This is a genomic window from Arthrobacter zhaoguopingii (assembly GCF_009828595.1).
GTDB classification, from domain to species: Bacteria; Actinomycetota; Actinomycetes; order Actinomycetales; family Micrococcaceae; genus Arthrobacter_D; species Arthrobacter_D zhaoguopingii.
Genome location: NZ_WPNY01000009.1, coordinates 102,057 through 126,514 on the forward strand (window position 1 = coordinate 102,057; position 24,458 = coordinate 126,514).

The window sequence follows — 24,458 nt, forward strand, 5'->3', positions numbered from 1 at the left end:
GCAGGCAGGGTACAGAAGGGAGGGAACTTCATGGCCGAGCCATCCGCCGCCGGTCCTTTCACCCCCGGCTTCGACCTGGTGATCCGCGGCCGCAGGGTCCTGACCGAGGAGGGTGTCCGGGAGCTTGAGGTCGGCGTCGTCGACGGGACCATCACTGCACTCGCGCCGTGGGGGACCGGACTCACCGGAGCGCGCACCGTCGCGCTCCGCGCTGACGAAACCCTGCTGCCGGGCCTCGTCGATTCCCATGTCCATGTCAATGAGCCCGGCCGCACCGAGTGGGAAGGCTTCGCCTCCGCAACCCGGTCCGCGGCGGCCGGGGGCGTCACCACCATCATCGACATGCCGCTGAACAGCATCCCGCCCACCGTGAACGTGGCAGCCCTCGCGCAGAAGCGGGCGGCGGCCGCGCCCCAGGCCTTCGTCGACGTCGGCTTCTGGGGTGGGGCGGTGCCGGGGAACACCGCGGACCTGCGGGCGCTCCACGAGGAGGGAGTCTTCGGGTTCAAGTGCTTCCTCCTCCACTCCGGCGTGGACGAGTTCCCGCCCCTGGACGCTGAGGAACTCAAGAAGGACCTTGCCGAACTGGCCAGCTTCGACGCGCTGATGATCGTCCACGCCGAGGACGCCCGCACCATTGAGGAGGCGCCGCGGGCCGGGGGCAGCCGCTACGACAGTTTCCTCGCCTCCCGGCCCCGGCGCGCGGAGAACATCGCCATCGCCGCGGTCATCGAGCGGGCACGGTCCACCGGCGCCCGGGCGCACATCCTCCACCTCTCATCCTCGGACGCCCTGCCGATGATCGCCGCCGCCCGGCGTGACGGCGTGCGGCTCACGGTGGAGACCTGCCCTCACTACCTGACGCTGCGCGCCGAGGAAATCCCCGACGGCGCCACGGCTTTCAAATGCTGCCCGCCGATCCGCGAGGACGCCAACCGGGAACTGCTGTGGAAGGGACTCGAGGACGGGGTGATCGACTGCATCGTCACCGATCATTCCCCAAGCACCCCGGACCTCAAGGACCCCGAGAACGGCGACTTCGACGTGGCCTGGGGCGGGGTGTCCTCCCTCCAGCTCGGCCTTCCCCTGGCCTGGACGGAGGCCCGGAAGCGGGGGATCCCGCTCGAGCGGGTGGTCGGGTGGATGGCGCAGGCGCCCGCCGCGCTCGCCGGCCTGTCCCGCAAGGGCCGGCTCGCCGTGGGCTGCGACGCGGACCTCGTGGTCTTCGCCGCCGAGGAAAGCTTCACCGTGGATGTGAACACCCTGCACCACCGCAACCCCGTCAGTCCGTACTCCGGGAAGCGGCTGACCGGAGTGGTGCGGCGGACCTACCTCCGGGGTACGGAGGTGGACGGATTGATTCCCGTCGGTAGGCTGCTCCGGCGCGGCGAAACCTGAACGCTCCTGCCCGGTGGCTCCGGCGTCAGCGGCGTGGCGCGGCCGGCCGGCTAACCTCTTCAAGCAGCTCCAGCACGTGCTGGTACTGCTCGCCCGTGGCCCGGGTCATGCCGAGCTCGCACGTCCGGTTGCACGAGGCGTGGGCGCCGGCGTCGAACGCCGCTATCTCGGCCGCCTGCCGTGCGGTGGCCGACGCGGTCAGCTCGGGGTGAAGCATGCCGCGGTCGCCGGCGAAGGCACAGCACCCCCAGTTCTCGGGGATCGAGACCTCGGCGGCGACGGCCCCCGCAACCGCCTCCAGTGCCGGGTTCACTCCGAGCCGCGTTGAGGAGCAGGTGGGGTGGAGGGCCAGGGAGTCCCGCTTCTCGTACGGTCCGAGGACCGGCAGGATCCGTTCGGCGGTGAACTCGACGGCATCGATGACCCGCAGCGGGCGCTGACCCGGTGCGGGAACCTCACCGGCGATCACCGCAAGCAGGCCCTCGGTGCAGGAGGTCGCATCGCAGATCACCGGAAGCTCGCCGTCGCCGGTCGCCTCCCGCAGCGCCGCGAGGGTACGGGCTGCCATGGCCTGCTGGCCGTCGGCCAGTCCCTTGGAGGACCAGGGCGTGCCGCAGCACAGCCCGTCGATGCCCGGCGGCACCAGCAGCGTCAGCCCGGCCCGCGCGCAGAGCTCCTCGAAGCTCACCTGCACCCCGGGCGAGGTGTTCCCGCCGGGTGACGCCGGCCCAAACATCGTTCCGACGCACGCCGGGAAGTACACGGCGTCCGCGGCGCCCTCGGGCGCCGGGCGCCGCCGCCGGGAACCGCCGGCGGGCAGCTCGGGGGAGTGGAGCGGCACGGTGTCGGCGCCCAGGACGGCGCGGGCGAGAGTGTTCGGCCCGCGGACGACGGGGGAGGGAAGCTTCGCGGTGAGGCTCAGGGCGGCGCCTGCTCCCCGGGTGACGCCGGCCCAGGAGCCCGCGGCGGCGGTTCCGATCCGCCCGGCGACGGGGGAGGCGCTCTCACGCCGGAGCCGCTTCACCAGCGATCCGGTGTTGATGTCGACGGGGCACGCCGTCTGGCACATTCCGTCGACGGCGCAGGTCTGCACCGACTCGTAGTCGTAATCCTTCTCAAGCTCCGCGACAAGGGCGGTATCACCGTCGAGCCGTGCCTGTTCGATGGCGCGCAGCGTCACGATCCGCTGCCGAGGGGTCAGGGTGAGGTCCTTGCTGGGGCAGGCTGGCTCGCAGTAACCGCACGAGACGCACCGGTCCACCTCCTCGGCCACGGCGGGAACGGCCTTGAGGTGGCGCAGGTGCGCCTGCGGGTCCTCATTGAGGATCACGCCCGGGTTCAGCACCCCGGCCGGGTCGAACAGCGCCTTGATCTCCCGCATCACCTCGTACAGCTCGTCGCCGTACTGGCGCAGCACGAAGGGCGCCATGACGCGCCCGGTGCCGTGTTCGGCCTTGAGCGAGCCGCCCTCGCCGAGCACCAGGCCGACGAGGTCCTCGGTGAACGCCGCATACCGCTCGAGCTCGGACGCCGAGGCGAACTGGTCGGTGAGCATGAAGTGGATGTTCCCGTCCTTGGCGTGCCCGAAGATCACGCTGTCGCGGTACCCGTACGTTCCGAACAGTCGAGTGAGCTCGCTGCAGGTGCGTGCCAGCGCCGGCACGGGGACGACGACATCCTCGAGCAGCGCCGTGGTCCCCTGCGGGCGCGCCCCGGCCACCGAGGCGTAGAGGCCCTTGCGCAGCCGCCACAGTTCGGCCCGGGCGGCGGCGTCGGTGCTGAAGACGGCGGGGGTGCTCAGGCCCAGCGGGGCCAGCACCGCGGCACCGGCCGCCGCGGCCTGCGCCAGTTCCTCAGCGGTGTCCGCCGAGTATTCAACCAGCAGGGCGGCGTGGTTGCGGACGGTCAGGTCCTTCACGACGGCGGGGGTGCCGCGGAGGTTCTGGCCCACCTTCAGCGACAGCGCGTCCATCAGCTCGGCGGTGGCGGCGCCGGAGTCCACGAGCGCCGGCAGCGCCGAGTTGGCGGCCTGCAGGTCGTCGAAGACGAGCAGTCCCGTGGTGGTGTGGGGATGCACCGGCACCGTGCGGAAGACGGCCTCCGCGACGAAGCCCAGGGTCCCCTCGCTGCCCACGATCAGGTGCGCCAGCATCTGGGCCGGGGTCTCGAAGTCGAGCAGCGAGTTGAGGCCGTAGCCCATGGTGTTCTTGCGGGAGAACTGCTCGGTGATGATCCGCACCGAGGCGGGGTTGGAACGCACCCGTGCGGCGAGCCGCAGCAGGCCGTCGAAGAGTGCGGGTTCGAGGGCGCGCAGGCGCTCGTCGGCGTCGGCGGCGCCGGTATCGATCACCGTGCCGCTGGGGAGGACCACCGTCACGGATTCGAGGGTGCGGTAGGCGTTGTCGGCGGTGCCGCAGTGCATGCCCGAGGAGTTGTTCGCGACCACGCCGCCGATAGTGCACGCGGATTCGCTGGCGGGGTCCGGCCCGAACTTCCGGCCGTACCGGGCGAGCCGGGTGTTGAGCATCCGCACGGTGACTCCGGGCGACACCTTGACCCGGGCGCCGTTATCGAGCACCTCCACGCCCCGGAAGTGCTTGCGCACATCGACGAGCACGCCGTCGGTGACGGCCTGGCCGCTGAGGCTGGTGCCGCCCGAGCGCAGGGTGAGGGGGATACCCTGCGCGGCCGAGGCGCGCAGCAGCGCTCCCACCTCGGCGGCGTCCACCGGAGTGGCCACCGCCTGCGGGATCAGCAGGAAGTGGGAGGCGTCGTGGGCGCCGGCGTGGCGGTCGATGGCGCGTTCGCTGACCCGGGCGGCGTCGGCGACGGCGTCACGCAGGGCGGCGATCACGCGGAACCCCCCGGCTGCTGCGGGCGGCCTGCCCGGTGGTGCTGGGTCGAGAGGAAGCCCTCGCGCTGTTCCGGTCCGGAGCCGAGGGCCGTGGCGGCGCCGAGCTGAAGCGCGCCCTCGAGCGAGGTTCCCTCGCCAGGGGCAAGGTCGAGGCCCGGGTGGCCGCGGTGGAGTTCCTGGCCGAATTCCTCGAGGAGATCGGGGGAGGCCTCGAAGAGTCCGCCGACCCAGCGGATGCGCGGCGGCAGGCCGTCGACCAGGGCGGCGGTGGCCGTGCGGGCCAGTTCCAGGCCGGCGGAGCGGAAGATGCCGAGGGCGACGGCACAGCCCTGCGCGGCGGCCTCGGCGACGTCGGGCACGAAGGAAGCGAGCACGGCCGCGCGGTCCTGCCGGGTGTAGACGCTGCGCACCAGGTCTTCCGGGGTGCCGAACCGTTCGAGCAGGCGGTCGAGCAGGCCAGCCGACCCGCCGGCCCGCCCGTCGTAGCTGCGGTAGGCGGCCTCGAGGCCGCGCGCGCCGATCCAGGCGCCGCTGCCGGCATCACCGAGCAGGTGGCCCCACCCGTCGACCCGCTGCCAACGACCGGCGTGGTCGGTGCCCAGGGCGACGGCCCCGGTTCCCGCGGCGACGACGACGCCCGGCTGCGCCGACAGGGCGCCGATGTGGGAGGTGAGGACGTCGGAGGCCAGGACCGTTGTGTGCGCGCCGAACCGGGCGGAAAGCTCCGCGTGGACGCCCTCGGCGCTGCGCAGCAGGGTGACGAGGCTCGCCGCGCCGAGGACCAGGGTGTCGAGGCTCCGGGCCCCGGAGGCCTTCCGCGCCGCCTCGACCAGCGGCTCGAGAGTGATCATGAGTTCCTCGACGTCGAGGCCCGAGCCGCCGATGCGCAGCCCGCTGCCGGTGAAGACGCGGGCGGCCGACAGACCCGTGGTGGGGGTGGTCACCGCGACGCGACAGCCGGTGCCGCCGATGTCGATGCCGCAGATCGCCGCGGGAGCACGCTCAGGCGACGGCATGGTGCGTCCTCCGGAAGCCGGGAGCAGCGGTGGTCGTGGGGTGCGTCGTCCGCCTCCGGGTGTTCGGGCGTCTCATGGAGGTCCTTCCGGGCGGTGGGAGTGGCAACGTCAACGGTAACGCGGTTGGCTTCTCCAGAGGTGAAACCAGCGACCGAGTGAAACTAATTTTCACGATATTACACAGTTATGAAAACCATTGACCATCCTTGGGGGGCTGTGGTCTTCTTGGATCGTGAACAACTCCTATCGCGCCCAAAAGGCGGTGGACCGTCGGGAAGCACCCGCGGACCTCGACCGTCTGGAGACCGAACAGTCCCGCCCCGACCTGGCCGACCTTGACCTGCGGTCGACCCGCGAACTCGTCGCCCAGATCGCCGCCGAGGACGCCCTCGTTCCCGCGGCCACCGCCGCCGCCGGTGAGGCCATCACCGCCGCCGTCGACGCTGTCGTAGACCGGCTCGGCAGGGGAGGCCGCCTCATCTACGTGGGCGCCGGCACCCCGGGACGCCTCGCCGGCGTCGACGCCGCCGAATGCGTTCCGACCTTTGGGGTGGCTCCCGGACTCGTCGTCGCGCTGATGGCCGGCGGGCCCGCCGCCCTGGTCTCCGCCGTCGAGGGGATCGAGGACGATCCCGACGCCGGTGCCGCCGATCTGCGGGGCCTGTCGGTGGGGGAGCTCGACGCCGTCGTCGGGATCGCCGCCTCCGGCCGGACCCCCTACGTGCTCGGGGCGATGGCTGCCGCCCGCGCAGCCGGCGCCGTGACCATCGGCCTCTCAAACAATCCGGGGACGATTCTCAGCGCCGCCGTCGATTTCCCCATCGAGGTCCTCACCGGGCCCGAGGTGGTCGCCGGATCGACCCGCATGAAGGCCGGCACTGCCCAGAAGCTCGTCCTCAACGCCATCTCCACCGCCGCCATGGTCCGTCTGGGCAAGACCTACGGGAACCTCATGGTCGACGTGAAGGCCACCAACGGCAAGCTGCGCCAGCGGGCGCAGCGGATCGTCCTCGAGGCCACCGGGGCGTCCCCCGCGGAGGCGGCCGGCGCCCTCGATGCCTCCGGCTGGCACGCCAAGACCGCCATCGTCATGCTCCTGAAAGGGGTGAGCGCGGCAGAGGCCCGCGTGCTCCTCGAGGAGCACGCGGGCAGCGTGCGGGCCATCCTCGGCGCGGCACCCGTGCGCCCATGAGGGTCCTCGGGCTGTCCTCGGGCACCTCGGTTGACGCCATTGACGTCGCCGCCGCGGACTTCGACCTCGACGGCACCGAGCTGCGCATGACGCCGCTGGCCCACCGCGAGGTCCCCTACAGCGAGGGGCTGCGGGAGGAAATCCAGCGCGCCATGCCACCGGCGGCCACCTCGATGGAGGCGGTGACCCGGCTCGACACCCTCATCGGGCAGGAGTTCGCCGCCGCCGCGCAGCCTTTCCTCGCCGACATCGGCGGGACCGCCGACCTCGTCGTCTCCCACGGGCAGACCCTGTTCCACTGGATCGAAGACGGCATTGCCCGCGGCACGCTCCAGCTCGGCCAGCCCGCCTGGATCGCGCAGGCCACCGGGCTGCCGGTGCTCTCCGACGTGCGCAGCAACGACATCGCCGCCGGCGGCCAGGGCGCACCGCTCGTGAGCCTCTTCGACTCCCTGCTGCTCGCCGGGCGCGGGGACGCGGCGGCTGCCCTCAACTCTGCTGCTTTGAATCTTGGCGGGATCGCCAACGCCACGGTGATCCGCCCCGGCCAGGACCCGGTCGCCTTCGACTCCGGACCGGCGAACGCGCTCCTTGACGCCGCGGCGCGCGCCGCCACGGACGGCGCCGAGTCGGTCGATCGGGACGGCGAGGGCGCCCGCGGCGGAACGGTCGACGACGACCTCCTCGCGGGCCTGCTCGCCCACCCCTACTACTCACGGCCCGCGCCGAAGTCCACCGGTCGGGAGATCTTCAACTCCGGGTACCTCGACGCCGTGACGGCGGGCCGGCCGCTCAACACTCCCGACCTGCTGGCCACCCTCACAGAATTGACGGCCCGCACCGTGGCCGATGCCCTCGCGCCCTTCGGGGTCGGCGAGGTGTTCGTCTCCGGTGGCGGTACCCGCAACCCGTTCCTCCTGGAGCGGCTGCAGGCCCACCTGGCACCGGCGCAGCTGCGCGACGCCGCCGAACTTGGCATCGACGCCGACGCCAAGGAGGCCTACCTCTTCGCCCTGCTCGGCTTCTTCACCTGGCATGGGCTCCCCGGCACCCTGGCCAGCGCCACCGGAAGCACGACGCCGCCGCTCGCCGGCCGCATCACCCCGGGCGCGCGCCCTCTGCGCCTGCCCGAACCGGTGGCCGTTCCGCCCTCCCGCATCACCGTCTCAGCTCCCGCGCCCGTCCGGCACCCTTAGCCCCTGGAGATCCTGTGCAACCCCTCGATCTGATCGTCATCATTGCCTACCTTGTGGGCTCCGCCTGGCTCGGCCTGAAGCTGTCCGGCAAGCAGTCAAACGTCAAGGACTACTTCCTGGGCAGCCGCGAGCTCCCCTGGTGGGCCGTCTGCCTCTCGGTAGTCGCCACCGAAACCAGCGCCCTCACCGTGATCAGCGTCCCCGCCGTGGCCTACCTTGGGAACATCACGTTCATCCAGGTGGCCATCGGCTACCTGATCGGTCGCATCGTCGTCGCCTTCGTGCTCCTGCCCCGCTACTACCGCGGCGAAATGACCACCGCCTACGCCTACCTCGGCCAGCGCTTCGGCCGCGGCATGCAGAGCACCGCCTCGGTGGCCTTCATCCTCACCCGGCTCCTCGCCGACGGCGTCCGGCTCTTCGCCGCCGCCATTCCGGTGAAGGTGATCCTCGATTCCTACGGGCTGAACCTCAACTTCTTCGCCATTATCGCGATCCTCAGCCTCGTCACCATCGCCTACACCTTCTTCGGCGGTATCAAGGCGGTTGTCTGGGTCGACGTCGCGCAGATGGCGCTGTACGTGGTGGGCGGCATCATCGCCCTGATCTTCATCACCGGAAACCTCGAGGTGAACTTCTGGTCCGAGGCGGCCGACGCCGGCAAGACCCAGTTCCTCGACTTCGCCTCGAGCCCCATCTCCGCCCCGTACGCCTTCATCACCGCCGTCGTCGGCGGAGCACTGCTGTCGACGGCTTCCCACGGCGCCGACCAGATCATTGTGCAGCGGCTGCTCACCACCCGCACCCTGCGGGACGCCAAGAAGGCGGTCATCGGCAGCGCCGTGATTGTGTTCCTCCAGTTCGCCCTGTTCCTCACGGTGGGACTGGCGCTGTGGAGCTACTACGAGCGCAAGTCCGTCGAGGAGCTCGGCCTTGAGCGCGGCGACCAGATTTTCCCCACCTTCATCGTCGAAGGCCTGCCGAGCGGGCTGTCCGGGCTGCTCCTTGCGGGCATCCTCGCCTCCGCCATGAGCACGCTGTCGTCGTCGCTGTCGGCCCTCGCCTCCTCGACCATGTCGGACCTCTACGAGAAGTTCAGCACGCGCCCGCTCTCCGAGGTGCGGGCCCTGCGCCTGAGCCGGCTGTTCACCCTCGGCTGGGGCGTCGTCTTCATCGGCGCCGGTGCACTGTTCACGGGCACCGACAACCCCGTCGTCGAACTGGGACTCTCCATCGCCGGGCTCACCTACGGCGGTCTGCTGGGCGCGTTCTTCCTCGGACTCTGGGTGCCGAAGGCCCGCCAGAACGACGCGATCCTCGGTTTCGCCGTCGCTGTCGCGCTGATGACCTACCTGTTCCTGTTCGAGCGCACCCTCATCGGCTTCACCTGGTACACAGCCATCGGCGTTGTGGTTACGGTGGGCCTGGGCTTCCTGCTCTCGCTGCGCCACCGCGGCGCCGCCACCCCAGCTCCGATCACGACAGAGGTCAACGCCCGATGAGAATCGCCATCCACTCCGACGCCGCGGCCGTCGGAGAGCATGCCGCCCGCATCCTCGCCTCCACGGTCGAGCGAAAGCCCGACGCCGTCCTAGGCTTCGCCACCGGGTCAAGCCCAATGGCCACCTACGAGGCCCTCGCCCGGCACCGCCGGGACGGGCTGTCCTTCGACCGTGTGCGCGGCTTCGCCCTCGATGAGTATGTCGGCCTGCCCGCCGAGCACCCCGAGAGCTACCGCTCGGTGATCGACCGGGAGGTCGTGCGGCGGCTGGGGCTCACCCCGGGCAACATCCGGGTGCCCGACGGCGCGGCGGACAACCTCGAGGCGGCCTGCCGGGCGTACGAAGACGCGATCGCGGCCAGCGGCGGGGTCGATGTGCAGCTGCTGGGCATCGGCGCCAACGGACATATCGGGTTCAACGAGCCGACGTCGTCCTTCTCCAGCCGGACGCGCGTCAAGACGCTCTCACCGCGCACCCGGGAGGACAATTCCCGGTTCTTCGGCGGCGATGTCGCCCAGGTCCCGATGCACTGCCTCACCCAGGGCATCGGCACCATCCTCGATGCGCGGGCCCTGGTGCTCGTGGCCACCGGGACGGCGAAGGCCGCCGCCGTGGCGCAGATGATCGAGGGCCCACTGGGCGCTTTCTGCCCGGCGACAGCCCTCCAGCTTCACGCCAAGGCGACGGTGATCATCGACGAGGAGGCCGCCTCGGAGCTACAACACTCCGCGTACTACCGGCACACTGAGGCCAACCGGCCCGCCTGGCAGCTACCCTGAGTCCGGTGACCTTCCATCCGGCGACGCAGCCCCTCCTCCTCCACTCAGCCCAGCGCTTTACCGGGACGGCCGTCGTGCCCGACGCCTGGCTCCGGCTCGACGGCGGCGTCGTCACCGACGTCGGGACCGGGGACTCCTGGCGGGGGCTCACTGCCGGTGCAGCGGCCGCGGGGAACGCGGTGGGGACCGGCGCGGACGGCGACGTGGAGGTGCTCGACGCGGCCGGAGCGTACGTGGCGCCCGGATTCGTCGACCTTCACTGCCACGGCGGGGGTGGGGCGTCCTTCGAGGATGCCGACATTTCGGCGGCGCTGCGGGTGCACCGGGCCGCGGGTACAACGAGCCTCGTAGCGTCGCTGGTGACCAACCCACTGCCCGTCCTTGAGGCCTCGCTGCGGGCGCTCGGTGGTGTCCACGATCCGATGCTGCGCGGCTTCCACCTCGAGGGGCCCTTCCTCGCGACGAGCCACTGCGGGGCGCACCGCCCCGACTACCTCGTGGCCCCCACCGTCGAGGCCGTGGACCGGCTCGTCGAGGCAGGGGGAGGTTCGCTCGTTCAGGTCACCATGGCTCCCGAGCTCGACCCGGACCTCGCGGCCCTGCGGCGCTTTATCCAGCACGGCGTCCGGGTGGCCGTCGGGCACACGGCCGCGGACTATGAAACGGCGCTGCGGGCCTTCGACGCCGGAGCGAGCCTGCTGACCCACGCCTTCAACGCCATGGAGCCGCTGCACCACCGCCGGCCCGGGCCGATCGCGGCCGCGCTGGATTCCCCTCACGTCACCCTCGAACTGATCGCCGACGGGCTCCACGTCCACGACCCGATGGTCCGGCTGGCGTTCGCGTCCGCGCCGGGACGGGTGGCCCTGATCACCGATGCGATGGCCGCGGCCGGCGCCGGGGATGGCAAGTACACGATCGGCTCCCTCGACGTCACTGTGGCGGGCGGGGAGGCCCGTCTCGCGGGCAACGGCTCGATCGCCGGCAGCACCCTGACCCTTGACGCCGCCGTCCGCCGCGCGGTGGGCGCCGGCGTCGGGGCGGTCGAGGCGGTTGCGGCGGCGACCCTCGTTCCGGCACGCGCCCTCGGGCTCCCGGACTACGGCACGACGGAGGTCGGGGCGCGCGGCGGCGTCGTCCTGCTGGATGAGGACCTTACGGTGCTGCGGGTCCTGTCCTGACGAGGTCGGAATACTCGGGGTTCTCCGCCAGGAAGCGTTCGACGAAGCTGCACCCGGCCACAACCTTCAGGTTCCGTTCCCGTGCGTCGGCCATCGCCTGATGAATCATGTCCGTCGCGATGCCGCGGCCCTCGAATTCCTCGTCAACGATGGTGTGGGTGTATTCGATGACGCCGTCAGCGAGGCGGTAGGCGGCCAGGCCCACCGGGGTCCCGTCGAGGTAGGCGATGTACCGGCTCTTCTCCGGGGTGTCGGTGACCGTCAGCTGCGCCTTGGTATCTCCGGAACCGGTCCTCTGCTCGCCCGCTGACGTGCCTGCCGGGCTGCCTGGCTCTGTGCCGCTGGTCATATCGTCCCCTTCTCGAGATACCGCAAGTTTTTCACTGCGCCGGAGGCTGGTCAACGCGGCACTGGGACACGGCACTGGGAGATCCCGTCAGGAGACCTGCAGGCCGCCGTTGATGTCGTAGGTCGCGGCGGTGATGTAACCGGCGTCCTCGCCGACGAGGAAGGCCATCAGCGCGGCGATCTCCTTCACCGTGCCGACCCTGCCCACGAGGATGTCCCGCGACATCTCCTGCTTGCGTTCCTCGCTGAGGGTGCCGCCCATGATGTCGGTGTCGACGGGGCCTGGGGAGACGCAGTTGACGGTGATGTTGTGTTCGCCCATCTCCCGGGCCAGTGCCCGGGTGAACCCGATGATGGCTCCCTTGGAGGCGCTGTAGGCGACCTTGGAGTAGGTGCCGCCACCGCGCTGGGCGGAGATCGAGGAGACGCTGACGACCCGCCCGAGCTTCCGGTCGATCATCCCGCCGAGCACCCTCTGGGTGACGAGGAACGTCCCGGCCATATTCACGGCGAAGACGCGGTCCCACGCCTCCTTGGTCTCTTTCATGAACTCCGTGGGCGAGCTGATGCCGGCGAGGTTGCCCAACGCCACCACGGGTGGAAGCTCCGCTTCGACGCGGCTGATGGCGGCGTCGACCGAGCCGCTGTCGGAGACGTCGGCACCCACGCCGAGGGCCTGGACGCCGTGCCGCCCGGCGATGTCGGCGGCGGCCTCCTCGGCGGCGCCGGCGTCGATGTCGAGGATGGCGATGGACCAGCCCTGGCCCGCCAGGGTGTCCGCGAGGGCGCGGCCGATGCCGCGCGGCGAGGCGGCTCCGGTGAGGACTGCCGTCTTCTCGGCGGGGAAGGCTTGGATGTCTGCCATGGTCATCAGCTCCTGAATCTGTCGGGATGGTGGATGAAGTGCTCGTAGTCGTCGTAGGTCTGGTTGATGTGCGCTTCCATGGCACGTCGCGCCGCCTCCGGTTCCCCGGAGCGGATGGCGTCCAGCACCAGGGTGTGGTGGCGGATCGCGTGCTTCTGAACTTCCCGAAACGCGGAGGTCTCGCGGCGCATCGCGTAGAGCAGTTGTCCCAGCGGCCCGACGATGACGGGCACGAACGGGTTCGCCGAGGCGCGCAGGACGGCGTCATGGAAGTCGAGGTCCGCGGTGACGACCGCGTCGAGGTCCTCCGCGTTGTGGGCGGTCGTGAGGGCGTCCACAGCGGCGGCCATGCGCTCGAGGTCCTCGCCGGTGGCGTGCCGGGCGGCGAGCTCGGCCGCGCCGGTCTCAACCATGCGGCGGACTTCGAGCAGGCGCAGCGCCACATCGCTCGAGCCGGCCTCATGGGAGGCTGCGCGGACGATTGCCTCCAGGTTCGTCCACAGTGCCGGCGGGTTCACGAAGGTCCCGAGGCCCCGCCGGACCTGGACGACGTTCTGTGCCTGCAGCGTCTTCAGCGCCTCGCGGACGGTGAGCCGGCTGACGTCCGCCGTCCGGGCCAGCTCCGCCTCGGCGGGCAGGGAGCTGTGCGGGGGATACACGCCCTCGATCACTTGCTGCAGCAGGTCCTGGAAGACGATTTCAGCCAGCGGTTTCCTGCCCATCGGCCGCGTCCCCCTTCCCTGGAGGGGATAGATCCAGCTGCCCTGCCCGGCGTTTGGCCGGAGCGAGCACCCGGATCACCGAAGAGTCGTCCACCGCACCCAGGTCCTGCGCCTGGCCGAGGAGGAACAGCTGCTCCGCGGCCGCGGCCACGGGGGCGGCTAGGCCGGCGGACCGGGCGGCGGTGCCGACGATACCGAGGTCCTTCACAAAGATGTCGAGCCGGCTCAGGACGTCGACGCGGCCGTCGTACCCCTCGATCATGCGCGGGCCGCGGTTGGAGAGCATGAAGGACGCACCCGCTCCGGACTCCAAGGCAGCCAGGGCGAGGTTCTGGTCGAGTCCGAGGGCATCGGCCAGGGCCAGCGCCTCGGCCGCCGCAGCGATATGCACCCCGCACAGCAGCTGGTTCACCGTCTTCATCGCCTGCCCATCCCCGGGCCGGGCGCCCACAACCGTCAGGGTCGAAGCGAGCCGCTCCAGGACCGGACCCGCCTTCTCGAGGGCCGCGGGTTCGGCACCCACGACGATGAGCAGGTCGCCCTCCCCGGCGCGGACGGGCCCGCCGGACAGGGGAGCGTCGATGAGGTCAACCTGCAGGGCGGCCAGACGCTCGGTCCAGGCGGGGACCGCATCGACGCCCACCGTGCTGGTCATCACGACGGCAGCACCCGGCTCAAGGGCTCCTGCGACGCCGGTTGTGCCGAAGAGCACCTCCTCGACCTGCGCGGCATTGCGGACGGCGAGCAGCACGATCCCGGCCCCGCCGACCGCCTCTGCGGCGGAGTCCGCGCAGAGGATGCCCGCCGCTTCGGCCGCGGCACGCAGCGCCTCCGCCGGGTCGAAGCCGCGCACGGGAAAGGCGCCCGCAAGCCGGCGGGCCATCGGCAGGCCCATCGCTCCGAGCCCAAGCACGGCGACGGGCGGGTGGAGCTGCTCGCTCATGGCTGGGTCCTTTCCTGCACGGCGCGGGGGGCCTCGGCGTGGAGCACTTCCGGGTGTGCGCTGAGGGTTTGAACGACGTCGGCCAGCGACTCGTCGTCGCCGACGTTGCCCGCGAAAACGACGAAGGGGATGCCGCGGGCGGGGCCGTCCACCGGCTCCCAGAGCGAGACGATCCCCGGGAGCATCGGGCCGCGCACCACCGCGTGGCGGATGCCCAGCCCGTGGGCGGCTACGTCGGAGGAGGTGATGCCTCCCTTGGCGATGACGAAGCGCACGGGCGCGGCGGCGAGGGTGGCGCGGACGACGTCGACGACGGCCTGGGAGACGAGACGTGCGATCTCCAGGCTGCGCTCCGGGTCATCGGAGCGGATCAGCTGCCGGCTGGTGGAGAGGATGACCTCGCCGCGGCCGAGCCCTGCGGTGACGGCGGCGGTGGTGGCGGCGACTGCGGTGTCGCGCTGCACGGGGTCGAGGAGGGTCTCGACGGCGAGCTCCACCTGGACCGCCGAGGGATGCCGGCGTGCCAGGGCCTCCAGCTGGCGGGTGGTGAGGCCGACATGCGAGCCGACGACGATCAGCCCGCCGGTGCCCGGCGCGTCGCTGCGGGGATCCGTGGCGCCGGCTTCGCCGCTGCCGGGTTCAACGGCGTTGTCGAAGATCTCGGCGGCGGTGAGTGGGGCGTGTTCCACCTGGCCGATCCGGGCGCGGACAAACGGCGGTCCCACCCGGTACAGCAGCCTGCGCCCGCGGCGTTCGGCCTCGTGGAGTCCGAGGGCGAGGGCGCGGAGGTCGTCCTCGGTGACGGCGTCGGCGACGATGGGCACAGCGTCCCGGGCGGCGTCGAGCATTGCGGCGATGCCGTCGGTCCCGCCGCGGATGGTGGCGAGATCCAGCAGGATCACCCCGCCTGCGGGGAGCCGGCCGCCGGACTTCTCCTCGACGTAGCCTGCGAGGTCGGAGCGGGTGAAGCCGAACGTTGCGTCGCGGGCGAATTCGGTCTCCGCCACGGCGGTGAGACCACCGTCGCCGTCGCGCAGGTAGTGGATGCCTCCGATGGTGACGCGGCCGGCGTCGGGAAAGGCGGGGACGATGACGACGCCGTCCGTATCGATGCCTCGGACCTCGCGGAGGGTGGCCGCGATGGTGTCGGGTTCGAGAGGGAAGTGGCCGCGCAGGGTGGAGTCACCGCGGCTGACGAACCCGACGCTCACACCGGAGGCGTCCGCCGCCGCCAGGGCGTTGGTGACGATGTCACGGTTGCGCTGCTCGGCCTCCGCGGGGTCCAGGCTGCGGGTGTTCGTCAGGACGTAGACGGCCGAGGCGGCCGCGCCGTGGATACGGTGGGAGAACGCCCATTCGAAGTCCCCGGGTTCCCATGCGGTGAGCACGGGGAGGTCGGCGACGGACTGGGTGCCGGTGGGGTCGTCGTCGAGCACCACAAGGATCCGGCCCACGGCCGCCACGGCCGCCGCGATCTCCCGCGGGTCGACGCGGACGGGGGCGGGAAAGCCTGCGAGCAACGCTGCTTCGCGTGTCAAGTGGGTGCACTCCCTCGAACGAGACCTTGTCAGATGTCATACGTGTGGTGTTAGTGTTTCAGCCAGCATCGTGGCCGTCAACGTTCCCGAGGGCCTTGCAAAAGAACACCACCTGGGCGGGCAACGGGGCCTTCCCAGGCTTCATGAGGAGTACATCACCGTGGATATACAACTTCTTTTGGCGTTGGTGCTGGGGATCGCCACCATCATTGTCCTCGTGCTCCGCACGCGCCTCGACGCGTTCGTTGCACTGCTCATTGCGGCCCTGGTGACCGGCCTCGTCGCCGGCCAGGCTCCGCTGGAAATCGTCACCGCCATCACCACCGGGTTCGGCAACACGCTTGCCTCGATCGGCATCGTCATTGGGCTCGGCGTCGGGATCGGCAAGATCCTTGAGGTCTCGGGGGCGGCGAACTCGCTGGCCCTGGCCTTCCTCAAACTGTTCGGCAAGGGCCGGGAACCCTGGGCGATGGGCAGCGTGGGGGCGCTGGTGTCCATCCCGGTGTTCTGCGACTCCGGCTACGTCATCATGAACCCCCTGGCGCGTTCCATTGCGCGGGTAAAGCGGAGCGGCTACATCGTCCTCGCTCTGGCGCTCGGGTGCGGCATGACGCTCACCCACCACCTCGTGCCGCCGACCCCCGGTCCGCTGGCCGTAGCCGGCATCCTCGGGGCCGACCTCGGTGCACTGATCCTGGCCGGGCTTGTCTTCACCATCGTCCTGCTGCCGATCGTCGTCTTTTACGCGAAGTGGATGGGGCCGAAGCTCGAGCCGGAGATGAACGCCAGCGTCCGCGAGGCCGTCTACGGTACAGCCGCCGCGGTTCCCGCGGGCGGTGCGCGCTCCACCGGTGCCGGCGGGGCCACCTCCACCGGAACGTCCCTCGCCGACCGCACCACGGCCGCGGACGCGGCGCCGGCCGGCACTCACGCCGACACCGGCACGGGTCACGATGACGCCGGCTTGGGTCACGATGACGATTTCGGCGGCGGCTCGGTGGGGCAGGACGCCGGTACCGACCTCGGCACGCCGCCCGAAGGGGCCAAGCCTCACCGGGTGGGCGCATTCGTCGCGTCGCTGCCCCTGCTCGTGCCGCTGTTGCTGATCATTCTCAACACGGTCAGCGGGGCCATCGACCAGAGCAACCAGGGGGTCGTCGGCACCGGAGAGTACGAGCCGTCGGCGTGGGCCGCGCCGCTGGCCTTCATCGGCAATCCCGTGGTGGCGCTCGTGATCGGCGTCCTGCTGGCCGTGTATGTGCTGCTGCCGCGCTGGGTTCCGCGCACCAGGGTGCAGGGCTGGTTCGCCGACGCCGCCGCGTCCGCCGGTCTCATTCTGCTGATCACCGGCGCGGGCGGTGCGCTGGGCCAGGTGCTGCGCAGCTCCGGCGTGGGCGATGCCCTCGCCGAGGCAATCGCCGCGACGCCGCTGCCGGCGTTCCTCGTTCCGTTCCTGATCGCCACCCTCGTGCGGATCGCCCAGGGTTCGGGCACCGTCGCCATGATCACCGCCGCGTCGGTGACTGCGCCGCTGGTCACGTCCCTCGGAGTCGACCCCATCGTCGCCGCCCTCGCCTGCACCGCCGGGTCAATGGTGTTCAGCTACTTCAATGATTCCTACTTTTGGGTGGTCACCCGCTTCGCCGGGCTGGACGGCACGGCGGCCCTGCGCGGGTGGTCCGGAATCACCACCGCCGTATGGGCGGGTTCGATTCCGCTGCTCTTCCTGGCGAACCTCGTGCTCGGATAGGAATGCTTCGCGGGAGGCCGTCGCCGTTTTATCGGCGGCGGCCTTTTGCGTGCTGATTCCTTGCGCTGACCTATTGTGCTGACCTATCGTGCGCTGGCCTCCTGCATGAGGCCCTTCGCGTGGACCTATAGCAGTCAGAGCCGCCGGACGCACTCCCCGGTGCCCAGCCGGGCGAGGCCGGCCCGGTCGCCGTCGGCGAATTCGGTCACGTTGCTGTTCCGCGCGTTCATCAGCTGGTTGGGATCCTCGACGTGGTCGAGGCCGACGACGTGCCCCAGCTCGTGCATGATCACCGCCCGAACGAGGTCCGGGCCGCCCGGATAGGTGAGGATGTCCGACAGGGCGGGGGCATCGAGCTGGACCTGACCGGTGACGTAGACGTAGGGGTTGCCCGGGGTGGTGACCGCGCTGCTGCCGCCGAGCCCGGCGGTGTCTCCCGCAAGCTCGGGGCTCTCCTGCGGCGTTGACCAGGCGATGAGGACGGGCGCCCAGCGCTTGCCGTAGGCCTCGGGCTGGAAGGACTCGCGGTCTACCGAGGGGGCCTCGGACGTGGCGCCGTCGTCAATGAACTGCAGGCCGGTCGCGGCGGAAACCTGCGCGACCGCCTCATCGACGAGCGTCTCGGAGCCGGGAGGGGCGTTATCGGGGCGGACGACGTAGTGGATCGGACGGCAGGGGTCATAGGCGACGAAGTCCTGCTCCTCGGTGGGGGAGGCATGGAAGCGGTAGGCGTCCGAGGCGGCCACCGCGGGAGGCTGCCCGAGCGGTGCGTCCGCCGCCTCGACACCCCAGGGCGGCACGCTGGCGTCCGGGAAGTAGGGCAGGGCCGCCGGAAGGATGTACCGCTCGAAGACACCGGGCCCGAAGTAGAGCCCCGCCACCAGTGCGAGGGCGAGGCCGGTGCGCAGGCCGCGGCCGAAACGCCGGCGGGGCCGGGGCCCGCGCACCTGCGGAGGGAGGGTGCGGGAGCGTGGTGGTGCAGGCGGCCACCCGTTTGCCCTGCGCTGCGAGGCATGAAACTCCCGCAGCTGCTGATTCAGGGATTCTTCGAGGGCCCACGCGGGCGTGCGGCCACTGGGCGCCTTCGGTTGAGGCGGGGCGCCGTCGCGCGGGGCGCTCTCCGGCGCCCCGCCGCCGTCGGGCTCACTCGGATACGGCATGCCGGCACCGGACCTCAGCCGACGAGCTTCGCGTAGACGACGTAGTTGTCGTCGAACTCACCGGTCTCCGGGTCGAACCCGTCGCAGGTGATCAGGCGCAGTTCGGCCCCCTCGGTGTTCCCGTAGACCTTCTCGGTGGGGAAGGCATCCTTGGCGTACTGCTCGCCGCGGTCGAAGGTGAAGACCGCCTTCGTGCCGTCCTCCCGCGTGACCTCGATGGTGTCTCCGGCCTTGAGCTTGCGCAGCTCGGCGAAGATGCCCGGTCCGCCGTCCGTGGCATTGACATGGCCTAGGAGGACCGCGGGTCCGCGCTCGCCTGGCGTGGGCGAGCCGTTGTACCAGCTGGCTGGCGCGCCGGGGCCGTCCGGGGGAACCTCGAGGGAGCCGTTATCGCGCAGGCCGAGGCTGAGCAGATCCGAGGTGGCCCCGGTTGACGGGATGCGGAAGGAGTCCGGCCTAGATTCGGGGAGGACAGGGAGCTCGGGAGCCGTCGTCGGCGTCTGGACCTGCGGTGCCGTCGTGGCCGGCGCGGGGGTTGCCGAGGGGGGAGCCGAGCGTGTCGGCGGGTTCTCGAGCATCTTGGCCGGGGCCTCGGCGGCGCAGCCGGAGAGGAGGAAGAACGCAGCCGCCGCAGCAGCCAGGCGGCTCCTGCGGCGGTTGCCGGAAGAACTGATCATGCGTAGGACGATATCCGATTCAGTTCGACAGTGGGCGGTCAGACGCTGTCGGTGCTTCGGCGGCGGACCAGGTAGGTGCCACCGGCTGCCACCGCAAGGACGAGGCCGCCACCGAGGACGAGCGTGCCCGTGCTGTCGTTTGCGGGTTCCTGCGCGACGCCGGTGCCCACGCCGCCGACGGGCATTGTCGGAACCTGAGGCTGGGTCACTGGAGCCGGCTGGTTGTTCTCCATGATGATGCGCTCAACGATGGCCGCGTCGTAGGCCGGGGTGCCGGCAGCATCGCAGCCGAAGCCGTCGTTGTCGGCGTCCAGTTTCGGCTGGTAGCCCGGAGTGCCGGCCGGAATGTTGTAGACACCCACGGCAGCCGCAGCATCGCAGTTCGCGAAGGGCAGTGTCACGGCAGCCGAGGCCGGTGATGCGGAAAGTGCGGTAAAGCCGGCCGCAGCGGCGACGGCAAGAATTGCTGAGCTCTTTTTCAATTTCATCCCCATAACTTTGTAGTGACCAGAGTTTTCCCTGTGACGGGACACAAGGGATTCTAAGCACCCTGCGCATTCCCGGGGAAGTATTTCCACCGTCCCGATATGTCTCGATGAACTAGTGATTCGGCCTGCTGAGCCTCCGTGACCTTCTGTGACGAACCGTTCTCGACTTCCCTGCCCGAACGCCCGTAGGGTCGAACCCAGAATCAAGAGTTCCAACGCAAAACCCTGGTTTGTTGGACGGCAACCCTCTCGCTGTAGCGGGGTGCCCCAGGTGAGGATTCGGCCCGGCCGGCGCAGATGACCGGAGGGCAAGTACGGCACTTCCTCCCGGTTGTGCCCTGAACGAGGGTTCTTTTGCCATGTCCTTATCCCCGCACGCCTCCGGCTCACCCCGCCGGATCCGTTTCAACGCCTTCGACATGAACTGCGTCGGCCACCAGTCCCCGGGGCTGTGGCGCCACCCGGAGGACCAGTCCTGGCGGTACAAGGACCTCCGCTACTGGGCGGACCTCGCGAAGACGCTCGAGAAGGGCCTGTTCGACGGCATCTTCATCGCCGACGTCCTCGGCACGTACGACGTCTACGGCGGCTCCAATGAAGCAACGCTGCGCCAGGGCACCCAGACCCCGGTCAACGACCCGTTCCTGCTGGTCTCCGCCATGGCGCTGGTGACCGAGCACCTCGGCTTCGGCGTCACCGCCGGCACCGCCTACGAGCACCCGTACCCCTTCGCCCGCCGCCTCTCCACGCTCGATCACCTCACCAACGGGCGGTTCGGCTGGAACGTCGTCACCGGGTACCTTCCCTCGGCGGCGCGGAACCTCGGGCAGACCGACCAGCTCGAGCACGATGAGCGCTACAACCACGCCGACGAGTACCTCGAGGTGCTCTACAAGCTGCTCGAAGGCTCCTGGGAGGACGACGCCGTCGTGCGCGATCCCGAAAGCGGGGTCTTCACCGACCCCGCGAAGGTGCGCGGGATCGGCCACGAGGGCAAGTACTTCACGACGCCGGGAATCCACCTCAGCGAACCGTCCCCGCAGCGCACCCCGGTGATCTACCAGGCCGGCGCCTCCCCGCGGGGCATCGCCTTCGCCGCGGGCAATGCGGAGGCCGTCTTCGTCGGATCGCCGACCAAAGCGATCCTCAAGGAGACCGTCACCAAGATCCGCGACGCCGTCGAGGCGGCCGGGCGCGACCGCTACTCCGTGCGCATCTACACGATGCTCACCGTCATCACGGACGAGACCGAGGAGAAGGCGCACGCCAAGCACGAGGAGTACAAGAAGTACGTCAGCTACGAGGGGGCGCTCGTGCTGCTCTCGGGCTGGCTCGGCATCGACCTGTCGGTGTACGACCCGGATGAGCCCCTGGGCAATGTGAAGTCGAACGCCATCCAGTCGGCCGTGGCCAACTTCTCCAAGGTGGAGGACGACGGCAAGCCATGGACGGTGCGGGACATCGCCGAGTGGGCCGGTATTGGCGGGCTCGGCCCGCGCGTCGTCGGTTCCGGCGCTCAGGTCGCCGAGGAGCTCCAGGCGTGGGTCGAGGAGACCGACGTCGACGGCTTCAACCTCGCCTACGCCATCACCCCGGGCTCGTTCGAGGACGTGGTGAAGTACGTGGTGCCCGAGCTGCAGAAGCGCGGCGCGTACCCCACCGAGTACGTCGAGGGCACGCTGCGCCACAAGCTCTTCGGCCGCGGTGACCGGCTGCCCACCGAGCACCACGGCAGCAGCTACCGCCTCCAGCCCGCCGCCCGCTGAGTTCCCAAGGACGAACCCATGATCTCCCTTCTTGAACTGACGAAAACCTACGGGCGCGGTGCGGATTCGGTCACCGTGCTCGACCGGCTCAACTTCGAGGTCGGCGCCGGCGAGATCTTCGCCGTCACCGGCCCAAGTGGCGCCGGCAAGAGCACGCTGGCCCAGTGCATCAACCTGCTGGAGCGGCCCACCTCAGGATCGGTGGTCGTGAACGGCGAGGACCTTTCGAGCCTTCCGGAGAAGCGGCTGCGGGCGGCGAGGCGGCGGATCGGCACGGTGTTCCAGTCGGCGAGCCTGTTGAGCCGGCGCACGGCGTCGGAAAACATCGCCCTGCCGCTTGAATACCTTGGCGTGACGCCGGGGGAGATCCGGGCGCGGGTCGGGGAGCTGATCGACCGGGTCGGCCTGGGACCCAAGGCCCACTCGTATCCGTTCCAGCTCTCCGGCGGTCAGGCGCAGCGCGTCGGCATTGCCCGGGCGCTGGCCCTGCGTCCCGCCATCCTGTTAGCGGATGAGGCGACGTCGGGCCTGGACCCGGACACCACGAGCTCCGTGGTGGAACTGCTGAAGCAGCTGCGGACCGACCTCGATCTCACGGTCGTCTTCATCACCCACGAGATGGACACGGTGCGGCAGATCGCCGATTCGGTGGCCCGGCTGGAGCGCGGGCGGATTGTTGAGACCGGTGCGCTGGTCGACCTGCTGACCGACCACGGCTCCCCGCTGGGCCGGCGCTGCAGCCACGACGCGGTTATGCAGCGGCCGACGACGGCGCCGCCACCTGGTACGTCACCTACGACTCGGCCGATGTGCCGGGGGACTGGATCCAGCGGGTCTCCGCCGACCTTGCCGTGCCGGTACACCTTCTCGGCGCGTCGGTCGAAACGGTGCACGGCATCAATACCGGCAGTGCAACCCTGGGGATCGCCTTGGCGTCCGACGACGACGCCGTCCGGGCGGTCCTGGCCCGGTACGGGTTGAGCGGAACACCCGATGCCCGCCGGGAGGCCGGCGCCGGGGGAGCGCCGGTCTCACCGGTCCTGTCCGCGGCGGTTCCGGCGCTGGAGGGCGCAGCGTGAGCGCCGTCCTTGCTTTCTCAGTTCGTGTTCCTTCGATCTATGTCCCGCGGGCCGATGTGCCGGTCGCCGAGCTTCCCGCACTGCTGCTGCCCGCCTACGGCGAGACGGTGCTCATGGTCGGCATCGTGATGGCGGTCGTCCTGGCGGTCGGGACACCGCTGGGCGTCCTGCTCCACAATGCCGCGCCGGGCGGGCTCTTCGAGCGGCCGGCGCTGCATGCGGCGCTGGGGTGGATCATCAGTGTGGGGCGGTCACTGCCGTTCCTGATCCTGATGGCGTCGATCGTGCCGTTCACCCGCTTCATCACCGGGACGAACATCGGCATTGCCGCCGCCGTGGTGCCGATGTCCCTGGCCGGGATCGCCTTCTTCACCCGGATCGTTGAGAACGCGCTGCGGTCGGTGCCGCCGTCGATCGTGAGGGTGGCCCGCGCGTCGGGCGGGTCGAACCTGCAGATCATGAGGTCGGCGCAGTTCGGGGAGGCGGTGCCGGCCGTGCTCGGCGGGCTGACCATCCAGGTCATCGCCATGATCGAGTACTCGGCGATCGCCGGGACGATCGGGGCTGGCGGCATCGGCTACGTCGCGGTGACCTACGGTTACCAGCGGTTCGACAACACTGTGATGCTCGCGACCATCCTGATCCTTGTGGCGACGGTCGCCTTCGTGCAGGTCGCCGGCGATCGGCTGGTCCGCTGGGTGACGCCGCAGAAGCGGCTGCAGCGGTCCTGACCCGCTCCTCTCTTCTTTCCTCTCTTTCATTACCGCGCTGTGCTTCAGCGCGCCCCCGAAAGGCTTCGCCATGTCTGAAAATCCATCTCCTTCCCCGTCCACCACCCCCGCCGGTTCCTCGGAGCACGGGTTCACCCTGCGGAAGCGGCGTAAGGCGCCGTGGATCGCCGGGGGTGCCGCCGTCGTCGTCGCGGCCGGCGCCTTCATCGCGGTGCCGCTGTTGAACCCTGAGCGGTCCGCCGCCGAGAGCGAGGGCGCCACCCTGCTGGTGGCCACCGCCGAAGGCAACCATGCCGAACAGGCCCTGGTCGAATTCATCGTTGAGGAGGTCGCCCCGAAGTACGGGATCGACATTGAGTTCAAGGGCCTCAGCGACAGCAACACCATCAACCGGGCGGTGAGCGAGGGCGAGGTCGCGGCCACGATCTACCAACACAAGCTGTGGCTGGGGCAGGTCCTCGAGGCGAATCCGGATTTCCGGGAGACGGCGGTGGCCCCGGTCTTCCGGTGGGGGTTCGGCATCTGGTCGGATAAGTACAAGACGGTGGAGGAGATCCCCGACGGCGGGACGGTGTCGTTGTATTCGGATCCGGCGAACGAGGCCCAGGGGCTGTGGCTGCTGGAGCGGGCCGGGTTGATCACCCTGAAGGAGGGCGTGAACAAGTGGGAGGCGACGCAGAAGGACATCGCCGAGAACCCGAAGAACCTTCAGTTCCGGCTGCTGGACTTCGCGGCGCAGTCCCGGGCGCTGCCGGACCTCGATGCCGCCGTGGGGTACACGGAGTACTACACGGCGGCGAAGATTCCGCTGGAGCAGCAAATCTTCGCGCCACCGGCGCCGGACGAGTTCGCGTCGCAGCTGACCGTGGGAACGGAGTATCTGGAGACCAAGAACATCCGGAAACTCACGCAGGCGTTCCAGGACCCGGCCGTGCAGGCGTTCCTGGCGACCGATCCGGAGGTGAAGGGACTGCTGCTGCCGATCGAAGGGGAGTAAGTGCAGGCTCCGCTCGCCGGACCCGACACTGGGTGGTTTAGAACTGGAGTCGGCACTCCGGCGAGCGAAGCGTCGGGTACATCAGCGGCAGGGCTAAGTTTCCTCAGGACCAGTGCTGTCAAAAACTGAAGGCGAAGGGAAGCCTGGCCCGAATGCCGCGATAATCCTGATGCGACCGATCACCAGCCGTCGGAACTTTAGAAAAGTCAATCAGTGCACGTTGAGCGCACATGCTTCCTAGTTGTTAGCAACGCTGGTGGCAAGTCGTATTTCACC

At 70.1% G+C, this 24,458-nt stretch carries 21 protein-coding genes and 1 riboswitch; of the genes, 11 read left to right on the forward strand and 10 right to left on the reverse strand.

The genetic code is table 11. The annotated features are described in order from the left end of the window. Positions 1-30: 30 nt before the first annotated feature. Positions 31-1,398 (forward strand): allantoinase AllB, encoded by a 1,368-nt coding sequence (gene allB / locus GVV86_RS12825; RefSeq protein ID WP_159803018.1) that lies wholly within the window; start codon positions 31-33, stop codon positions 1,396-1,398. A gap of 25 nt (positions 1,399-1,423) precedes the next feature. Here allB and GVV86_RS12830 read toward each other — a convergent pair whose 3' ends face one another. Both GVV86_RS12830 and GVV86_RS12835 read right to left on the reverse strand, forming a co-directional pair. Further along, the gene (locus tag GVV86_RS12830) at positions 1,424-4,252 is read right to left on the reverse strand and encodes an FAD-binding and (Fe-S)-binding domain-containing protein (RefSeq protein WP_159803019.1); all 2,829 of its coding nucleotides are present in this window, start codon (positions 4,250-4,252) and stop codon (positions 1,424-1,426) included. Then, positions 4,249-5,268 carry an N-acetylglucosamine kinase gene (locus tag GVV86_RS12835; protein ID WP_159803020.1) on the reverse strand — a complete coding sequence of 340 codons (1,020 nt, stop codon included), beginning with the start codon at positions 5,266-5,268 and terminating at the stop codon, positions 4,249-4,251. Before GVV86_RS12835 ends, GVV86_RS12830 begins: the two co-directional genes overlap by 4 nt. A 232-nt stretch (positions 5,269-5,500) precedes the next feature. Between GVV86_RS12835 and murQ the strand changes: the two genes are divergently transcribed. Genes murQ through nagA form a run of 5 tightly spaced genes read left to right on the forward strand, consistent with a single transcriptional unit; the run spans position 5,501 to position 11,118 of the window. Beyond that, positions 5,501-6,460: an N-acetylmuramic acid 6-phosphate etherase gene (murQ, locus tag GVV86_RS12840; protein WP_246669982.1), complete on the forward strand. Its 960-nt coding sequence runs from the start codon at positions 5,501-5,503 to the stop codon at positions 6,458-6,460. Then, positions 6,457-7,656, forward strand: a complete 1,200-nt coding sequence (locus GVV86_RS12845) for an anhydro-N-acetylmuramic acid kinase (protein ID WP_159803021.1) — start codon at positions 6,457-6,459, stop codon at positions 7,654-7,656. The genes murQ and GVV86_RS12845 overlap by 4 nt, the downstream gene beginning before the upstream one ends. 14 nt (positions 7,657-7,670) lie before the next feature. Further along, positions 7,671-9,158: a sodium:solute symporter gene (locus GVV86_RS12850; protein ID WP_159803022.1), complete on the forward strand. Its 1,488-nt coding sequence runs from the start codon at positions 7,671-7,673 to the stop codon at positions 9,156-9,158. After that, the gene (nagB, locus tag GVV86_RS12855; protein ID WP_159615271.1) at positions 9,155-9,937 is read left to right on the forward strand and encodes a glucosamine-6-phosphate deaminase; all 783 of its coding nucleotides are present in this window, start codon (positions 9,155-9,157) and stop codon (positions 9,935-9,937) included. Before GVV86_RS12850 ends, nagB begins: the two co-directional genes overlap by 4 nt. Positions 9,938-9,942: 5 nt before the next feature. After that, positions 9,943-11,118 (forward strand): N-acetylglucosamine-6-phosphate deacetylase, encoded by a 1,176-nt coding sequence (gene nagA, locus GVV86_RS12860; RefSeq protein WP_159803023.1) that lies wholly within the window; start codon positions 9,943-9,945, stop codon positions 11,116-11,118. On the opposite strand, the gene GVV86_RS12865 is transcribed toward nagA, so the two are convergent. The 5 genes from GVV86_RS12865 to GVV86_RS12885 form a co-directional block, all read right to left on the reverse strand. Beyond that, positions 11,093-11,467, reverse strand: coding sequence for a GNAT family N-acetyltransferase (locus tag GVV86_RS12865; protein WP_159803024.1), 375 nt, complete (start codon positions 11,465-11,467; stop codon positions 11,093-11,095). The genes nagA and GVV86_RS12865 overlap by 26 nt on opposite strands. A gap of 87 nt (positions 11,468-11,554) precedes the next feature. Further along, positions 11,555-12,331, reverse strand: a complete 777-nt coding sequence (locus GVV86_RS12870; protein WP_159803025.1) for an SDR family NAD(P)-dependent oxidoreductase — start codon at positions 12,329-12,331, stop codon at positions 11,555-11,557. A gap of 5 nt (positions 12,332-12,336) precedes the next feature. Beyond that, on the reverse strand, positions 12,337-13,053 hold the full coding sequence (locus tag GVV86_RS12875) for a FadR/GntR family transcriptional regulator (RefSeq protein WP_159803026.1): 717 nt from the start codon (positions 13,051-13,053) through the stop codon (positions 12,337-12,339). Further along, positions 13,031-13,996 carry an NAD(P)-dependent oxidoreductase gene (locus GVV86_RS12880; protein ID WP_159803027.1) on the reverse strand — a complete coding sequence of 322 codons (966 nt, stop codon included), beginning with the start codon at positions 13,994-13,996 and terminating at the stop codon, positions 13,031-13,033. The genes GVV86_RS12875 and GVV86_RS12880 overlap by 23 nt, the downstream gene beginning before the upstream one ends. Then, positions 13,993-15,534 (reverse strand): four-carbon acid sugar kinase family protein, encoded by a 1,542-nt coding sequence (locus tag GVV86_RS12885; protein WP_159803028.1) that lies wholly within the window; start codon positions 15,532-15,534, stop codon positions 13,993-13,995. Before GVV86_RS12885 ends, GVV86_RS12880 begins: the two co-directional genes overlap by 4 nt. 160 nt (positions 15,535-15,694) lie before the next feature. Between GVV86_RS12885 and GVV86_RS12890 the strand changes: the two genes are divergently transcribed. Next, positions 15,695-17,284 carry a GntP family permease gene (locus tag GVV86_RS12890; protein WP_159803029.1) on the forward strand — a complete coding sequence of 530 codons (1,590 nt, stop codon included), beginning with the start codon at positions 15,695-15,697 and terminating at the stop codon, positions 17,282-17,284. Positions 17,285-17,418: 134 nt separating this feature from the next. Here the strand turns inward: GVV86_RS12890 and GVV86_RS12895 are convergent, their stop codons facing one another. The 3 genes from GVV86_RS12895 to GVV86_RS18495 are packed head-to-tail and all read right to left on the reverse strand — an operon-like array spanning position 17,419 to position 19,609. Continuing rightward, entirely contained in the window at positions 17,419-18,444 is a 1,026-nt protein-coding gene (locus GVV86_RS12895; protein WP_159803030.1) for a matrixin family metalloprotease, read from the reverse strand. Between the two features lie 14 nt (positions 18,445-18,458). Beyond that, positions 18,459-19,121 (reverse strand): class F sortase, encoded by a 663-nt coding sequence (locus GVV86_RS12900; RefSeq protein WP_159803031.1) that lies wholly within the window; start codon positions 19,119-19,121, stop codon positions 18,459-18,461. Positions 19,122-19,159: 38 nt separating this feature from the next. Next, positions 19,160-19,609, reverse strand: coding sequence for an excalibur calcium-binding domain-containing protein (locus GVV86_RS18495; protein ID WP_201291450.1), 450 nt, complete (start codon positions 19,607-19,609; stop codon positions 19,160-19,162). A 201-nt stretch (positions 19,610-19,810) separates the two neighbouring features. Next, positions 19,811-19,930: riboswitch (SAM riboswitch) on the forward strand. A gap of 38 nt (positions 19,931-19,968) precedes the next feature. Between GVV86_RS18495 and GVV86_RS12910 the strand changes: the two genes are divergently transcribed. The 4 genes from GVV86_RS12910 to GVV86_RS12925 all read left to right on the forward strand — a co-directional run bounded on the left by GVV86_RS12910 (position 19,969) and on the right by GVV86_RS12925 (position 24,182). After that, on the forward strand, positions 19,969-21,375 hold the full coding sequence (locus GVV86_RS12910; protein WP_159803032.1) for an LLM class flavin-dependent oxidoreductase: 1,407 nt from the start codon (positions 19,969-19,971) through the stop codon (positions 21,373-21,375). 18 nt (positions 21,376-21,393) lie between these two features. After that, positions 21,394-22,356, forward strand: coding sequence for a methionine ABC transporter ATP-binding protein (locus GVV86_RS12915; protein WP_246669983.1), 963 nt, complete (start codon positions 21,394-21,396; stop codon positions 22,354-22,356). A gap of 94 nt (positions 22,357-22,450) precedes the next feature. Further along, a complete protein-coding gene (locus tag GVV86_RS12920) occupies positions 22,451-23,185 on the forward strand; it encodes a methionine ABC transporter permease (RefSeq protein ID WP_246669984.1) in 735 nt (244 codons plus the stop codon). A 70-nt stretch (positions 23,186-23,255) separates the two neighbouring features. Next, complete coding sequence (locus GVV86_RS12925; protein WP_159803033.1) at positions 23,256-24,182, forward strand: MetQ/NlpA family ABC transporter substrate-binding protein; 927 nt, start codon at positions 23,256-23,258, stop codon at positions 24,180-24,182. Positions 24,183-24,458 lie beyond the last annotated feature (276 nt).

Excerpts from the sequence above, each read along its gene's own strand:
- allB (WP_159803018.1), top strand. The coding sequence starts at position 31 with ATGGCCGAGCCATCCGCCGCCGGTCCTTTCACCCCCGGCTTCGACCTG.
- GVV86_RS12835 (WP_159803020.1), bottom strand. The coding sequence starts at position 5,268 with ATGCCGTCGCCTGAGCGTGCTCCCGCGGCGATCTGCGGCATCGACATC.
- GVV86_RS12845 (WP_159803021.1), top strand. The coding sequence starts at position 6,457 with ATGAGGGTCCTCGGGCTGTCCTCGGGCACCTCGGTTGACGCCATTGAC.
- nagB (WP_159615271.1), top strand. The coding sequence starts at position 9,155 with ATGAGAATCGCCATCCACTCCGACGCCGCGGCCGTCGGAGAGCATGCC.
- GVV86_RS12865 (WP_159803024.1), bottom strand. The coding sequence starts at position 11,467 with ATGACCAGCGGCACAGAGCCAGGCAGCCCGGCAGGCACGTCAGCGGGC.
- GVV86_RS12870 (WP_159803025.1), bottom strand. The coding sequence starts at position 12,331 with ATGGCAGACATCCAAGCCTTCCCCGCCGAGAAGACGGCAGTCCTCACC.
- GVV86_RS12875 (WP_159803026.1), bottom strand. The coding sequence starts at position 13,053 with ATGGGCAGGAAACCGCTGGCTGAAATCGTCTTCCAGGACCTGCTGCAG.
- GVV86_RS12880 (WP_159803027.1), bottom strand. The coding sequence starts at position 13,996 with ATGAGCGAGCAGCTCCACCCGCCCGTCGCCGTGCTTGGGCTCGGAGCG.
- GVV86_RS12895 (WP_159803030.1), bottom strand. The coding sequence starts at position 18,444 with ATGCCGTATCCGAGTGAGCCCGACGGCGGCGGGGCGCCGGAGAGCGCC.
- GVV86_RS12900 (WP_159803031.1), bottom strand. The coding sequence starts at position 19,121 with ATGATCAGTTCTTCCGGCAACCGCCGCAGGAGCCGCCTGGCTGCTGCG.
- GVV86_RS18495 (WP_201291450.1), bottom strand. The coding sequence starts at position 19,609 with ATGAAATTGAAAAAGAGCTCAGCAATTCTTGCCGTCGCCGCTGCGGCC.
- GVV86_RS12910 (WP_159803032.1), top strand. The coding sequence starts at position 19,969 with ATGTCCTTATCCCCGCACGCCTCCGGCTCACCCCGCCGGATCCGTTTC.
- GVV86_RS12915 (WP_246669983.1), top strand. The coding sequence starts at position 21,394 with ATGATCTCCCTTCTTGAACTGACGAAAACCTACGGGCGCGGTGCGGAT.
- GVV86_RS12925 (WP_159803033.1), top strand. The coding sequence starts at position 23,256 with ATGTCTGAAAATCCATCTCCTTCCCCGTCCACCACCCCCGCCGGTTCC.